The following is a 15,116-nucleotide window of genomic DNA, read 5'->3' on the forward strand; positions in this document are numbered from 1 at the left end:
AATCAAGCAATCTCAGGTGTTGAAGTATTTATTAAATGTGTAAACTGCTCTAAGTCACAGGTTGTACCACCACAAGCAGGGATAGGAACAGGATTGCCATTGTAGGTGACTTTAACCAAAAAATAATTTGCGCTGTGTTCGTAGAGTGAAAAATTAAGATTTGAAGCATATGGAGGTGCTATCTCAAGTGGTGCTCCTAAAAAACTCATTGCACTAGCAATCGTTACATCATGTGCCGATAGCAAAACATACTTAAGCTTAGACTTTTTCTGACTTCCGTCGTTGAGGTAATGAGCTATGTTGGTCATGAGTTTGGTACTATACGCAACGGCTATCGGGTGTGGTTTTTCTTGTGCCATAAAAGCCCAATTGCTGGCATGAATAATTGTCTCTATATCTTGAGCGCTCATCCCTGCGGGCATCGGGGCATGATGGATTTGATGGATGTATAATGCATCCCCTAATAATTCAAGATCAGCCAAATTTTTGATTGGAATTCCTGTGAAGGCACTCCAGAGAGGATACTTATCCCTGAGCTCATGGTTTTTTTCTTGCCATTCTTTTGTTGCGTACACATATTGTGCCAATAATTTTAACCGTTCCGTTGAGGGAACATGTTGCACGATAACCTCATCGGATTTGGATGGGGCGCTAAAAATAGGAATGGGTTGGAAAGCATGAGGCAAAGCGGGTATAGAATCGAAAATGTTTGGACCTGTCCCAGGTGGATATAATCCCATGAGTAGTGATTGTGCACTCATAAGGGTACGATCGAAATCCGTGGAGCGGACATACATAGTTCCAGGTTCATAATGTTCTGGTAATAGATGTGCTTGCTCCACATACTTTTTACGGAATAACAAACCTAGTTTATACTCTTGTTGCATACCTTCTGCTGTCAGCTGGCCAGGCCCTTCTTGCCATTGATAATTGACAGAGCTCAATGGAACAATGGGGGTCCTGTCCCCATGACGAATAATATCCACAGCAAAGATTAGAGTATCCTCAGCAAATAAAAGTGAAGGGACACTGCATAAGAATAAGAGGTTGAAACAAAATTTGTTCATTAATCAAACTCCTTGTGAATTATAGTTTTTCATTTTCGCCATGAATGGAGCTTCGCACTATGAATAGCATGCAAATAAAAATCAAGAGAATTTTTATGAAGATCTATGATTAAGATTCATTAGCGAACAATTTAAAGGATATTACAAGTATTTTTCGAGCGTTCCTCATCATCATCTTTTTTTTGTTGAACTTGACTATATAGAGGCAAACCATTTTTTTTAACGAGTTCTTTGTTTAGAATATTGATGCTCATATTCACAGAGTCTGTTGATTTTTGTTTAGGGTTTGGGTTTCCATTGGTATAATCTAATAATGTTACTGCTGTTTGTTCCGGATTATCAGATACCCATCCAGATACTTTTTGAATGAAATCATTGCCGCTTTTCAATTCAACAAAAACATTCCGGTCAGGATCAACAAGATGAAACGTGTCCTCTTCTCTGTAGATAATATATGCATGATCGCCCTCTCCACTTACATTGACCAGCATCAACTCACCAGGTGCTAATTGCTCGATTAAGGAATCATAAAATTGTTGTCGTGTTTTGGAGTGGACTGTTTTGTAATCATATAATTCATCAATATATTCTTCTATGGGATCCATTTCACCCTCTACAGAGCCTAATATTTTTTGAGGCTCTGCATTTTGAAGCAACACTCTTACACCTTCTATAGCGCACCATTGACAGTTACCATTATTCTCAGGTACACCATTTTTCAAAGGATTTATTTTCATCAGTTTTGGCAAGAACTTCTCTTTCATTGCACTGTCAAATCTTTATATGAATTCATATAAATTATAGTGCAAAATTTATCCCATTTTGTTGTTCAATTATCATTTAGACCTTTAACTTATTCATTTGACAATAAATTCTTAACAAACTAAAGTTTAAAGAGCTAAAGGAAGAGATAATAAGCATGAAGCTTAAAAAACAAATAATTTTTATAACACTTTTCTGCTATACACTTTTTGCTTATGGTAATCAGATGGTAGTAGGTGTTTTAAAATTTGCCCCACCTTTTTCATCGGTGGATAGTGAGAATCATTATTTTGGTTTCAGTATCGACCTAATGAATGAAATTTGTAAACGAATTAATATTTCATGTACTTTCAAAGCTACCGATTTGAACTCCCAGGCTCAAGACTTGAATAATGGGGATATCGATGTTACCACTTTGCCCAGTCCTCTTCCTGCCAATGGTTCAGAAGACTACGCATTCAGTTTGCCCTATATTACGAGTAAAGGCCAGTTTGTGGCACTTCAGAAATCTACTATCCAATCAATTGATGACATTAAGAACAAAAAAATTGGTGCACTTCAGGCAACTCTGTTCCAATTCAACATTTTACCTATTTATACCCCTAAAGAGAAAATAAAGACCTACTCTAAAATCACTTCATTGATTGAAGCAGTCAACAATCATGAAGTAGATGCGGCATTACTCAATGAGAATGTCGCCAAATACCTGCTGTTTAACAAAACTTTAGATGGTTTTCAACTTGTGGGTCAGCCTATAGTAACAGGAAATGGTTATGGAATTATTTCTTTGAAAAAAAATGCCCCTCTCATAGATAAAATAAATAAAGCTTTATTAGAAATTGAAACGGACGGGACTTATCTCAAGATTTACAATAAGTATTTTGGAAATTGAATAGTCTTCTTAAATCATACGTAATAATGGCAAGAATTTTACTTACCTAATTATGGGCCAACTGTAGGGTGGCGAAGTTGTGTTAAATTTACACGCGAAGGCTCCAGACGATTTGAAATAAGGTGCATATGGGTAAAACTCAATTCAGGGCAGTTAATTTTTTTTCGTGCTCACCGACTGCGCATGAAAATTTAGATCCTTCGTTTTCATTATTGAACAGGTAATTCGATAATAAATTCACTCCCTTTTCCCAAAGCACTTTGAATATAAATTTTTCCATGATGTTCTTGAATAATACTGTAAGAAATAGACATTCCCAGGCCGGTGCCTTTTCCCACAGGTTTTGTCGTAAAGAATGGTTCAAATATACGATCCACTGTTTTTTTTGACATTCCAGAACCTGTATCACGAATACTAATGCAAATATGATCATCTTTCATGCTGGTTGTAATTGTAATATCCCCATGTTCTGGTATTGCATGGGCGGCATTGGTAAGAATATTCATAAAAACCTGATTAATTTTTCCCGGAAAACATTCAATTTCAGGAATATTACCGTAGTTTTTATGAATGGTAATGCGATCTCGAAATTGGTTATTCAATAAAGTTAATGTCGAATCAATGTTCTCGTGTATATTTACTTTTTTTCTTTCTCCTTCATCCAGACGAGAAAAAGTACGTAAATCTTTCACAATGTTGGCTGTACGTCGGGCTCCTTCTTCAATACCATCCAACAATTTATTTGTTTCTTTTAAGGTAAAGGAAAAATCAACATCCTGAATATATTTGGAAATATCTGCCAATTTTTCTTTTAGTGAACTTTCTGAAGTAATAGCCTCATATTTATGTAATAAAGTCATGATATCTTCAATATCATTTTTTAATGGTCCAATATTAGCCGAGATGAAATTCACTGGATTGTTAATCTCATGTGCTATACCTGCAGTTAACACGCCTAAAGAAGACATTTTTTCAGCTTGAATTAATTGAGTTTCGGCCTGTTTTAATGTCTCTAAGGTATTCTTCAGTTGCGTATTTTTTTGATTAAGAGCTCGTGTACGCTGTTCTACGCGGGATTCCAACTTAATGTTGGCCTGTAATAATTCTTTTTGCGCTTTTTTTCGTTCATTAATGACTGCTGATAAGATTAAAGTAGTAAAAAATATGACGGCCACAAACGCTTGTAAGAATAATAAGCTTGTTGAGAAATTTATAAAATAAAACTCTTTATAGCCATGTATTTCAAGCCAAAGAACTGAAACTGAGATCAAAAATGCCATAATCGTTGCTAATCTAAGGCTGAATCGTACCGCAGACCATACACAGAAAGGAATCAAAATATAAGCTAATGGGTAATGCAACATGTAGATCATACTCATGGTACAACCTAAAAGAATGATCAATAGAAAATACTCAAAAAATTGCTTCCAATTGAAAGTGAATCGACTCTGGTACCAGCTCATGATGAGCGGGGTGATCACAATAATGCCCGTTATATCTCCAATCCACCAAACGAACCAATTGTTAATGAGAAGGTCCGGTTTAACTAAACCAAATAGCCTCAATGAAATAATTCCAATAGTGCTGCTGGTGAGAGACAATAAAAAATCTCCACCGAATGTGAAAATTAAAGTGTCCTTAACGGTATAGAATGGCGTATTGGTTCCCGTATAATATTGTATAAATCGAGCTGCCCAGATAGCCTGTAATACTGCTCCAATTCCGATGATTATCGATGCGATCCAGTTCTGCCAGGACAATAAACTGTTGAGTATGACGGTAACAAACATTTCCGATACAAATATACCCAGTGACACATGGGGGCCGTACCAGAGCACCATGGACAGTGCAATACCAGATGGAAGCCAAAGCGGTGTCACCATAGTGTTGGGTATGAGCCAAATATTACTGATTAAACCTGCTGTTAGGTACAAAAAAGCTGTAATGATATTCTGATACCAAAACTGCCATGTTTTTATTGCATCAAGGATCATGTTTTCTTCCCAAGTACCCTGTAAAGCTTGATTTTTTCTTCTTTACCCCGGATCACTTGTAGCCCTAGCTCCTCAACCCGTATCTCATTGGCAATTGGTTTGTACGTTGTTTCACTAATTAAAATAGAATTGGGCTTATCTTTAGTCAGATCTTCGATCCTTGAAGCAATATTTACAGTATCCCCAATGACTGTATATTCCATATGCTCACTAGTACCGACATTCCCAGCAATAACTTCCCCAGTGTTAATACCAATGCCTATCACCACATCGCGCCCTATTTCATTGCGGTATTTATCATTTAATTCTTTAAGCGACTCAATCATTGTTAGTGCTGCAAATACAGCATTTAGTTGATTGTCTATATGTGAAACAGGGGCTCCGAACAAAGCCAAAATACCATCACCCAGCAATTTGTTCACGCTGCCATGATGCTCGCGTATGCGTTTGGTTATTATTTCAAAGTATGCATTAAGTACTTCAACGGATTTAGTTGGACCCAATTTATCAGAAATGGACGTAAATTGGCGTATGTCAGCAAACATGACTGAAATAATGCGATACTCACCTCTAATGGGTGAGTTCTCCTCCTGATCATGCAATATTTCATCCACGATATTTTTAGGAACATATTTTTGAAATAATTCCAAAATACGATTTTGATAAAGCACTTCATGGTTTAATCGTTCAATCAGTGTCAGACGCTCTTCTTCCAGGGATAGCATTTTGAGTCCCATATCAATACTTATCTTGAGATCAACAGGATCCCACGGTTTGGTAATATAGCGAAAAACACGTCCCGTGTTAATTGCCTTAATGATGGCTTCAACATCAGTAAAACCAGTGAGAATCATGCGAATCGTATTAGGATATTCAGGGATTATGGATTCTAAAAATTGTACCCCTGTCATTTCAGGCATCCTTTGATCGGTTATTACGATTTGAATTTTATTTCGACGCATAATATCCATACCTTCCCTTCCGGAGGTCGCTGTGAAGACATTATATTGACGACGAAAAGTCGCAACAAAAGCAGTTAGATTGTTCTCTTCATCATCAACATATAGAATATTACACTTACCTTTTTCCATAAAAACCTTATACTTAAAATCAACACCCTATAAGTATTTATAGCCTATAGGCCATCTTTTAGACTAATTTTTAATAAATGAACAAAAGAACGATGAAGTAAATCCTATAATCAAAAAGTTTTCTTCATCACCTTGATTTATCATTTTAATGAAAACAGAAATGCGAGTAAAATAAGCGAAATATTGCCGATTCCAGCATGTAAACTTCTACGAGATGCACTTCTGCCATGTATGTAAATACTTCGCTTACAATCGAAACAGAAAGATTAATACTACGTCCTTTTACACCCAATGATTTACATGATTTTTCATTAATTTGTGCCGATCCTGAAGTCATGCGCTTCATAGGGTTGGGTAAAACTTTAGATAAAGAAACAGTAGAACAGCAAATGATGTCATGGATTGCCTCATACCAAGAACACGGTTTTGGATTGTTGGCAGTCACTTTGAAGGATACAAAAAGACTGATTGGGTTTTGTGGCTTGCTGCCACAAACTGTAGATGGAAAATCTTACCTTGAGTTGGGCTATCGTTTAGAACGGGATTCATGGAATAAAGGAATTGCCACTGAAGCAGCAAAGTCTATAAAAAATGATGCAAGCCAACGCTTAAAAATCCCGTATCTCATCTCAATTATTCATTTTGAAAACTTTGCCTCCAAGAACGTGGCACAAAAAATTGGTATGAACCTCATGAAAAAAACGGATTTCAAAGGTATTCCCGTTGATATTTTCTATTTGGATTTACAAGATGCAAAGCGACCTTAAACAGCTAAAATATATTCATTTATTCGGGTGATTGAGATAATAATCCATCCAATCTTTAAATCGCTGCAAACGGTCCATCTGAAAATCAGGCCGCTCTAGAGAATGGTCTTGATCAGGATATATAACCAATTGCGTAGGAATTTTGAGAGATTTTAAAGCCTGATACAATTGTTCCGAGCCAATGCAAGGCATATTAAAGTCTAAACTAGCACATAAAAATAAAGTGGGTGTTTTAATTTGATTGGCCTTAATTAAAGGATAACTTAGTTTAAGATAAAGTGGAGTATTTAACCAGGGTCGCCCTAGTTCAGATTCATAATCTAAAGTATATTGATCCACTCCATAATTTCCCAAAATATTACCCGTACCTGCACCACTAATCGCAGCCTTAAAAATTGGGGTACTTGCAATGACATAATTGGTCAGCATGCCACCATAACTCCATCCTCCGACAGCCATTTTTTCTGGATCTACAATATTTTTCTTAATGGCATAATCAGTTGCTGCAAGCACATCTTTTACATCAAGATTCCCCCAATCTGCATGAATTGCATTAGAAAACTGATATCCCCTTCCAGAACTTCCACGGGGATTGGGTGCGATAATGGTATATCCTTGAGCAGCAAGCCACTGCCAGTCAAAATTAAACTCATGACTGAATTGATATACTGGCCCTCCATGCAAATTAAGAAGAGCAGGATAACGTTTCCCAATTTTATAATTGGCAGGTTTTAGCAATAATCCTTGAATTAGAGTGCCATCATAACTTGTAAATTCCATATCTTGTACTGGACGAAATATAACCTCTTCTAAAAGGGCTTGATTATGATGTGTTAACGGTCTTAACGTATCCTCTACTGCATATAATTCTGTAGGATGTTGATCATTAGAGGTCGCCAATACGATTCGTTGCGGTGCAATTGTGAACTCACTATCCACTTTCTCTCCATGGGTTAATGGACTAACGGTTCCATGAATCACATCAATTTCACTAAGGTGTGTTTCCCTGCTCTTTTCAACCAATGCATAGATTTTCTTACTTTCATAAGACCACTTTGCTTTGGTAAACCAATTATCTGAAGGAGTGATAATGTGTTCATTATGATTTGCTATTTGTACAATACCTATTTGGGTCGGACCATAGATAGGCGATTTATTATTGAAACTTAGAAAAGAAATTAGGGCACTATCAGGACTCCATGAAGGGATTGTTTCCCAATCTGGATCCATTCCCGCTCCTGGAAACCGGGTCAATTGAATCTCCTTACTACCCGATTCACTACTTATTATATAAATCTCTGTTTTATAACTTCTATCCGGATCTGGCCCCCTTTTTGAGATAAAGGCAATGAATTTTCCATTGGGAGACCATGCTGGAGACCATTCATCATATGGTCCTGCCGTTAAAAGCTCAATGTGTTTTCCTGGAATAGCAATTTTGTAAAGGTGTTCTCTTTTTTCGCTAAGGTATCCCTCTCTATCCTTCTTAAAATGATATCTTGTGATCACAAGAGGATGATCTTTAGATTCTTTTCCTTCACTTGCAATAAACGCTATATTTTGAGAGTCCGGAGCCCAGGAGAATTCACTAACATGGAGAATGTTGGGGGTCAAATTTATGACTTCCCCACTCTGCCAGTTCATTAATCTAAGATTTTTTGAGCCAAATAAATAAGCAATCCATTGACCATCAGGACTCCATTGCGGCGAAGAGCTACTTTCCTTTTTATTATTTGTTAGTTGCTTTGATATTTTTCCATCGTAGGAGACCACCCAGATATTGCTTACTGCTTCTTTTTTATTAATATTTTCTTCGACTGTATAAACGACCCATTTCCCATCTTTGGACAAATTTGGCTCACTCACTGTTTTGATTTTCATAAAATCATTCAAAACAGGCAATCTTGGAGCAGACCAAATTTTTTCATTATAAAAAAAGAATAACAATAGAAAAAGTTGAATACAGACCTGGACCTTCTTCAAAATAAATTCCTTTATCTATTATTATTTAAGTGCATTATCATCAGCTTTGAGATATCAAACATCAATACACTGAATTATATTTTAGTTCAAATTTTTAAATCAAAGAAAAATAAAAAGAAAATTCAACACATCAAATTTGAAAATAGGCTTTAACATAATAGCAATTTTTTTACTTTTTGTAATTTACACATCTATTAAAGAATTTTATTGACCATGTAGAATATTTTGTGAGATAACAAAACGGCTATAAAAGAACAATAATGCACAAGATGGGTAATTATTAAAAAGCTATATCAGCAGGATTAATCTACGGATTCTGTTAGAGACAAAAATATTAGGGAGTTATATATGCGAGCTTTAAGAGAATTAAGTTACAAGTCTATGCCTAACCAATATTCTAAAATTAGAGATGTGCATCACGCACAAAAGCCGAGTATTTTATGGGGTACTCTTTCTGGTAATTATTGGCGCCATAGAAGTATGGGCGAAACAATACATCATGCCACTGATGATCTAAAATTCAAAGAATTGCAAACTCATGCCGCTGAAAATTTAAAATTATGGGAAAAACAAAAAATTGCACCTCCTCATAAAGTGGAGGTCGTTCATCGGGACTTCGGTGATGTAGCTCTTGAAATGACTAAAAAGCATGGAAAAATTTATCCTATTCTCAATATGGCAAATTCTTTATTTCCAGGCGGGGCTGCATTAGAAGGAGGAAGTGCACAGGAGGAAAGCTTATGGCATCGCTCTTCTTGTGTTCGATCTTTACTTTCCACCAAAGGTATCTTTTACGATGAGAAACGCGGATGTTTTCTATATGATAAAAATTTTAGGAATTTAGTCAATGGGCAGGAAAAAATGAGCCCAGAGGAATTGGAATCCTTGGGTAGAAGACTTGGAATAGAAATTCCTGCAGCCTATAAAGTTTTTATAGGTGAAGAGCCTCAGGTTTACTTTCGCGGACCAGAAATATTATTTCCAACAAGTCTTGAAGATGCGACATCAGGAAAACAATTTGTAGCAGACAGCGCTCTAAGCTATGCCTTTCTTCCAAAACATCAAATTTTTCCTTTTTTTGAGCTGAGATCTGCTGCGCCTGAGCTTGTGACTAGAAAAATTGACTCAAATGATAAGGAAGCTGTTAGTGAATACACCCAGGATTTAAGTCGCCGTATCGCAGCTCAACTGGATACCTTGCTTGAAAAAGGCAAAACGAATGCAATTTTGGGTGCTTGGGGTTGTGGCAGCTTTAAAAATGATCCGGAATTAGTCGCCAGAATTTACCGTAAAGAAATAGAAAAAAGAGCCCAACATTTCCAACATCTTGTATTTCCTATAATCGATGTAGAGAATGTCACAAATTTCCAGGTATTTAAAAAATACTTAGATGGCCTGGAGCTTGGACATTTAGCGGAAAAAACACATTCCCAAAACAAAACACCCTATAATCGTTATAGTTTATATGCCTCAGATCAAAAAGAGAATGTTCCTTCACAAGAGGAAACTAAAAGCCGATGTACTTTACTCTAATGGTAAATGAAATCTTAAATTGATTATTGCTATTTAAATAAAAATGGCACAGACAGTTCATTCCTTGATAAGATTGAGCTGTTTTGTTGTTTACCTCAACATGAATAAACTTCAAGCCCAAATTTATTTTATTAAGCAAATTAAAATATATTTGTTATGATGCATTTTAAATCATTGAGATCATTTTATGGGTCCCATGTAAATTTATTTTTCCGAACCCAGGAGTATTCAACTTGCAATCAAGATTAATGCATCTTAGACCTTATTTTAATCAAAAAGTTTTATCCTCATTATCCAAAACAAAGACTACTTTTTTTGGAGATAAGCTGGATGTAACTTATGCCACGCTTTCATCCAAAGAGAAACAAATGGGAGCCGAGCAATTGCATCGCTGTCTTCCTTCATCTCAAGATTTTTTATTTCGAGGAACCGAAGGAAGTAAAGAGGTTTTTGAAGCCATGGCCAGCGATTATCTAGGTATGTCTTCGATCCAAAGAAGAAAGGCTCCTAGTCATGATATTGTGAGCTATCTTGTAGACAATGACAGTAAATATTTTTTTTCGACATCGCCATGTAAATATGCTGCACAACCTTATGCCGGAGGAATTTCGGTTTTCCCCTGTCGAGGCTTTATTTGGGTCACTGGATTACCTAAAGTATATACAATTCCTCATAAACATTTATTATTGAATGAAGAATTATTTGATAATTATACAACAAGAAAAATAAAGGAACTGGAATTGGATGATAAATACTATCCTATCAAAGATACTGCAGCAAAAAATAACGAAGTGACAGTCATTATAGGCGCCAAAAAGGAGGACAATTGGGCGTTGAAAGTATCGGAAGATGTTATGAAAGTAATCCAAGTAAGAGGACCGGGTCGTCTTTTCGGAAAATTGATGCCTTCCGATGAAATTGTTCACATTCAGGACATAGAGAATGCAGGTTTTAAAAAAAGAACCTGGTCACTTGAAGTGGTATTCTCGGATGGCAATAGGATGAAAGATTTCGAAAAAATGAATTTAAGAGCGCGGCAACTTGGTCTTATAAGAAAGGACGAGCGTTTAATAACGCTTCAGGATGCAGAAAGCATTGTAAACAGTGAAGAATTAAATGAACTAAATACCCAGTATACAACGCCATGGACCCATAGAATTTCGAAAGTTCATAAAGACATACCTTTAGGTTTAAAGGAACTATTAATTCCATTCATTACAGAAGAGATCAAAGCTACAGGTACCCTAGAAGAAATCCACAGGAAAGGACGATATCAATATATTTAAAATATTTACTATAAAGAATTGGAGGCTCTTCATCTATTGATGTCGAGCCTTTTAAATAAATATTATTTGAAATCGAGATTAGTGGTTTACTCTGTGGTATCCAGCAGGATGTCCTGTTACGACGCCAACACCTGAACCCACCAGACCAACCCCTGTTCCGACTACTCTACCTACCCCATTGCCAACCATAGCACCTGTATTGGTTACAAAACCTACTCCAGAGCCTACGACGTTCGCACCATATTTAACCCCAGCGCCTACGGTTTGGTTGCCATACTGACTGACATTGTTCATGGTATTACAGCCCATTAAGCTTAAAGACATAATTAAAGCTGAAGATGCAATGATTATTTTCATTTTTCTCTCCTTGAATCAGATAGATTGCTCGTCATATATACATATAGTTTAATTTTTGTCAATTAGATAGGCATTGTGGACAAATTTTACTCTATTTTTAGTTTGAAAACGGAGATTTAGTTGAAATAACCAAATTTTTTGATTTTTAGATTGCCATGTGAATCAAACCAGAATAAATTTTATTCTGGTTTTGATAAAAAATTAAATAGTTGTTAATTTATTTAAAAATGAACAAGATTGCTCTTTTAAATAGATTCGTAAGTCTTTGATATATTAGAATTCTTCTTGGTAAGATTCAGGACTATTTTCCTGGAAATTCCTAAAGTTTTCTTCTGCTTCATTTTTTTTAACGATATTATAACAGTCCTTCTTTTCAGCAGGATCCTGGATTTTTTGACAATCATTATTTGCATATAAATTAGGGTTTACTGGATTGATGGCAAAAGCCGAAATAGGAACTAACGCGAACAGGAGAATAATTTTTTTCATAAAAAACTCTTTATGTTATTTTTGTTATTTCGATTTATCATACCTAATCCCAACCATAAAATATATAAAAACCAATGTGAATCATCCAAACAAAAGTGAGTTTCATTTCGCCCATAAACAGTTTTTGTTTCTGAATAATTTTTCTTGGTGAAGGGCTCTGCTGAGCCCCTTTTTATTTATGCAGGATTTACCGGACATGTATTGGTCTGTCCATTTGTTGTCAGAGTTGCCTGGGTAGGCAGAGTAATGATACCACTCGCATTAAATCCAATATTCGGTACATAGATCGGATCGCTTAAAGTCATTGTCAAATTTCCATTAGTAAGGTTTGCTGTTGCATTCCATACTCCTGTAATTGCAGTGATCCCGTTGGTCACCATGTTTAATACTGCAGGCTTGGTCATTGGTGATTTCGTGGTGATATAGAGATTACAGGAACTTCCTGCCCATGGATCTTGAGGTGTACCCCAAGTACCGCACTGCATCTTCACCGAACAGTTGTTCGTTGCAACGACACTGTATTGAATCGCCTCTTGCGTCGTGTTATTTGCAGTGATATTTACTGTGCTGTTAAATTTTGCAGCACACTGAGTATTTGAAGGCAGCTGAAGCGGAGAAACACTGATTGTATAGCTGCCAACAGGTAGGGACACGCTTTTGGGTGTGGTACCTACTACTTGCACACTATTGTTGCTAGAGCCAGAAGAATATGTGACGGTAAATATCTGATTTGAATTAATAGTACAATTACTATCTCCTGCCACACTAATGGTTAAATTGCCATTCGGTTCCTGAACATACTTCACAGATACATCCGTTTCTGTATTTTGAGTCACGACTGCGCTATTTGTTTGTGAAGGAACATAATGAATACCGTCACTGTTGGTTAGGGTAGTCCCTGTTAAGGTATACGTTCCAGTAGCAACATTATCCATGCAAGTCGATGTATCAAAAGCAGTTAATGAAAAGCTATAATGATTGCTTCCTGCTGAAGCATTAATCACCGGGTATTGGGTTCCCGTATACCCTACAGGTGTTGGAACAGTAACACATAATTTACCATATTGCTGAACCGGAGTTATAGCACTAAAGAGATCATGCAAATCTTGTTCTTTCCAGGCAAAAAGACTTAAATCAGAGTCACTGGCTCTAAGACCAACAGGATAATCAGCATTATTAAAGGTCCAGAAAAATAAATTATGATTTATTTTCTTATTAATTAAATAAGGCGCCACCGATTTAACAAAGAAGTCTTGTCCACCGGGTGCTGGCATTTGCACATCATAACCTAACTCACCAATGACGAATGGAAAACCTGAATTCAATAAAAAGCCGAAGTTCCAGTCAAATCGGATTGGACTGTCATTGGCATCAGATTGCCATCCAGCTACTTGAGAGCCATATAAGTGTGGTGCAAAAACAAGATGTCCTTCATTGCCATCGTTATTAGCACCAAGCAACCAATCTGCAATGGCATTTGGATCAGTACTGCTAAAATTATTGGTTTGAATTGCTTGGATTAATTGGGATCTAAATGTTGTTACGTCAAATTTTGCCACTCCATTGACAGATTGTTTTGTATCCAGCAATGAACGGAAATTCTCACCCCAGTTTGATCCAATATTAGTAACACGCATCATATTAGTTGGGCAACGACTCGGATCGTTGGCTAAACTGACCACATTAGAGTCATCTATCTTGGTAGAAGAAGGTAAACAAATGGTTGCTGTATTACTAAAAACAGGATCATAGGGATCATTACCTTCTGTACCTCCCGGCCCCTCGACGAATAACAAAGTGTCTGCTTTAGAATCGTATACTGCTGTAGCTGCTGCAGCAATGACCTTAATCCAAGACGGTTGAACAGGGGTAGTCTGAGTATTATCTTGATACCAGAATAGTTGATGAGGCTCATTATAAACGTCTATCCCTAATAAATTTTTAGGTGCGGTTTTAACAAAATTGGCCACATCATCATGATAATCTTTTAAGGAATAATCTGCTGCAATTACAGTACCATCCCGGAAATTATCTCCAAGTCCTGGGCGATGATGGAAATCAAGCATGACTAGAATGTTCTGCTTGTTAAACTCGTTCATGGTGGCAGTTAATAAATCGGGGGCTGTTTTAGATTGGATACAATGTCCGCTTCCATCTGCCCCTTTACTCCAGTCGCAAAACGGACCATTTCCCTCTTCCTTATTATTGATATCTGTAACCGAGAAATTAAAAGGAGATGACTGCACAGATGTCGCATTATGCCAAATACCAGGCTGTATTGCCAAACGCATTGCTTTAAAAGATACGCCATTATCTGCACTGGTCACATTCGAGCCTGGAACAGTCCATGGCGAAGTGAGTAGTTCAATGACACCATGTTGAGTACCCATTGGATTAAATGGAACATTCCATAACCCCCCTAAGAAATTACTGTCTTGAAAGCCTATCCATGCGATACCGTCAATACTAATCTGGTTTCCATTGGCATCATAAATATTCCCATTTTTTGTGTTAAATGCCCAGGTAGGTTGAGCAGAAGAAAAAATGAGCCCTGTGAGTAAATAAATAAGTCTTGAATACTTCAAAAACATATTATGCTCCATGCTTAATTGTTATTTTAATAATTCGTTATCAAAAACGAAGCCAATTACCCTAAACAAAAGTGCTTGATTCGTAAAGATATTTTTTAAAATTTACCAAAATGAAACAAGGATTTTATTTGATCTACTACAGATTGTTTTTAATAAAACAACATTGATTTCATTCTGCTAATACGATTCTCCTCAAACAAAATAAAAAAAATGATTTTATGTCTATAATTTAATCAATAAGATAATATTTTAGTCATATCATTGCTCTAATGGGTGATGAATAAATTAATTAGCATTTTTATAC

General features: G+C 36.4%; 12 protein-coding genes. 4 read left to right on the forward strand and 8 right to left on the reverse strand.

Going from position 1 to position 15,116, the window contains the following annotated elements:
- Nucleotides 1-2: 2 nt before the first annotated feature.
- Nucleotides 3-1,067: a histidine phosphatase family protein gene (locus tag BU07_RS0115380; protein ID WP_031567592.1), complete on the reverse strand. Its 1,065-nt coding sequence runs from the start codon at nucleotides 1,065-1,067 to the stop codon at nucleotides 3-5.
- Nucleotides 1,068-1,198: 131 nt separating this feature from the next.
- Complete coding sequence (locus BU07_RS0115385) at nucleotides 1,199-1,816, reverse strand: hypothetical protein (protein WP_115262273.1); 618 nt, start codon at nucleotides 1,814-1,816, stop codon at nucleotides 1,199-1,201.
- A 170-nt stretch (nucleotides 1,817-1,986) separates the two neighbouring features.
- Here BU07_RS0115385 and BU07_RS0115390 point away from each other — a divergent pair, with 170 nt between their 5' ends.
- A complete protein-coding gene (locus tag BU07_RS0115390; protein WP_031567595.1) occupies nucleotides 1,987-2,721 on the forward strand; it encodes a transporter substrate-binding domain-containing protein in 735 nt (244 codons plus the stop codon).
- A gap of 209 nt (nucleotides 2,722-2,930) precedes the next feature.
- Here BU07_RS0115390 and BU07_RS0115395 read toward each other — a convergent pair whose 3' ends face one another.
- Together BU07_RS0115395 and BU07_RS0115400 are read right to left on the reverse strand one after the other, a co-directional pair.
- Complete coding sequence (locus BU07_RS0115395) at nucleotides 2,931-4,715, reverse strand: MASE1 domain-containing protein (protein WP_031567597.1); 1,785 nt, start codon at nucleotides 4,713-4,715, stop codon at nucleotides 2,931-2,933.
- A complete protein-coding gene (locus BU07_RS0115400; RefSeq protein WP_031567599.1) occupies nucleotides 4,712-5,806 on the reverse strand; it encodes an adenylate/guanylate cyclase domain-containing protein in 1,095 nt (364 codons plus the stop codon). Before BU07_RS0115400 ends, BU07_RS0115395 begins: the two co-directional genes overlap by 4 nt.
- A 227-nt stretch (nucleotides 5,807-6,033) precedes the next feature.
- Between BU07_RS0115400 and BU07_RS0115405 the strand changes: the two genes are divergently transcribed.
- A complete protein-coding gene (locus BU07_RS0115405) occupies nucleotides 6,034-6,573 on the forward strand; it encodes a GNAT family N-acetyltransferase (RefSeq protein WP_031567601.1) in 540 nt (179 codons plus the stop codon).
- A gap of 15 nt (nucleotides 6,574-6,588) precedes the next feature.
- Here the strand turns inward: BU07_RS0115405 and BU07_RS0115410 are convergent, their stop codons facing one another.
- Nucleotides 6,589-8,454 carry a S9 family peptidase gene (locus BU07_RS0115410; RefSeq protein WP_115262322.1) on the reverse strand — a complete coding sequence of 622 codons (1,866 nt, stop codon included), beginning with the start codon at nucleotides 8,452-8,454 and terminating at the stop codon, nucleotides 6,589-6,591.
- Between the two features lie 450 nt (nucleotides 8,455-8,904).
- On the opposite strand from BU07_RS0115410, the gene BU07_RS0115415 reads away from it, so the two are divergent.
- Nucleotides 8,905-10,089 (forward strand): TIGR02452 family protein, encoded by a 1,185-nt coding sequence (locus BU07_RS0115415; RefSeq protein WP_051635623.1) that lies wholly within the window; start codon nucleotides 8,905-8,907, stop codon nucleotides 10,087-10,089.
- Between the two features lie 233 nt (nucleotides 10,090-10,322).
- On the forward strand, nucleotides 10,323-11,375 hold the full coding sequence (locus BU07_RS0115420; protein WP_031567607.1) for a hypothetical protein: 1,053 nt from the start codon (nucleotides 10,323-10,325) through the stop codon (nucleotides 11,373-11,375).
- A gap of 78 nt (nucleotides 11,376-11,453) precedes the next feature.
- Here BU07_RS0115420 and BU07_RS16870 read toward each other — a convergent pair whose 3' ends face one another.
- From BU07_RS16870 to BU07_RS0115435, 3 genes are all read right to left on the reverse strand, one after another.
- The gene (locus tag BU07_RS16870) at nucleotides 11,454-11,732 is read right to left on the reverse strand and encodes a hypothetical protein (protein WP_115262272.1); all 279 of its coding nucleotides are present in this window, start codon (nucleotides 11,730-11,732) and stop codon (nucleotides 11,454-11,456) included.
- Between the two features lie 273 nt (nucleotides 11,733-12,005).
- On the reverse strand, nucleotides 12,006-12,221 hold the full coding sequence (locus tag BU07_RS0115430; RefSeq protein ID WP_031567608.1) for a hypothetical protein: 216 nt from the start codon (nucleotides 12,219-12,221) through the stop codon (nucleotides 12,006-12,008).
- Between the two features lie 176 nt (nucleotides 12,222-12,397).
- Nucleotides 12,398-14,812, reverse strand: coding sequence for a glycoside hydrolase family 5 protein (locus BU07_RS0115435; protein ID WP_031567610.1), 2,415 nt, complete (start codon nucleotides 14,810-14,812; stop codon nucleotides 12,398-12,400).
- Between the last annotated feature and the right edge of the window lie 304 nt (nucleotides 14,813-15,116).

The organism is Legionella wadsworthii DSM 21896 = ATCC 33877 (assembly GCF_000701265.1).
Lineage (GTDB): Bacteria > Pseudomonadota > Gammaproteobacteria > Legionellales > Legionellaceae > Legionella > Legionella wadsworthii.

Bases quoted from the DNA above. Each gene is read 5' to 3' on its own strand.
- BU07_RS0115380 (WP_031567592.1), bottom strand. From the start codon at position 1,067: ATGAACAAATTTTGTTTCAACCTCTTATTCTTATGCAGTGTCCCTTCA.
- BU07_RS0115390 (WP_031567595.1), top strand. From the start codon at position 1,987: ATGAAGCTTAAAAAACAAATAATTTTTATAACACTTTTCTGCTATACA.
- BU07_RS0115395 (WP_031567597.1), bottom strand. From the start codon at position 4,715: ATGATCCTTGATGCAATAAAAACATGGCAGTTTTGGTATCAGAATATC.
- BU07_RS0115400 (WP_031567599.1), bottom strand. From the start codon at position 5,806: ATGGAAAAAGGTAAGTGTAATATTCTATATGTTGATGATGAAGAGAAC.
- BU07_RS0115405 (WP_031567601.1), top strand. From the start codon at position 6,034: ATGTATGTAAATACTTCGCTTACAATCGAAACAGAAAGATTAATACTA.
- BU07_RS0115410 (WP_115262322.1), bottom strand. From the start codon at position 8,454: ATGAAAATCAAAACAGTGAGTGAGCCAAATTTGTCCAAAGATGGGAAA.
- BU07_RS0115415 (WP_051635623.1), top strand. From the start codon at position 8,905: ATGCGAGCTTTAAGAGAATTAAGTTACAAGTCTATGCCTAACCAATAT.
- BU07_RS16870 (WP_115262272.1), bottom strand. From the start codon at position 11,732: ATGAAAATAATCATTGCATCTTCAGCTTTAATTATGTCTTTAAGCTTA.
- BU07_RS0115430 (WP_031567608.1), bottom strand. From the start codon at position 12,221: ATGAAAAAAATTATTCTCCTGTTCGCGTTAGTTCCTATTTCGGCTTTT.
- BU07_RS0115435 (WP_031567610.1), bottom strand. From the start codon at position 14,812: ATGTTTTTGAAGTATTCAAGACTTATTTATTTACTCACAGGGCTCATT.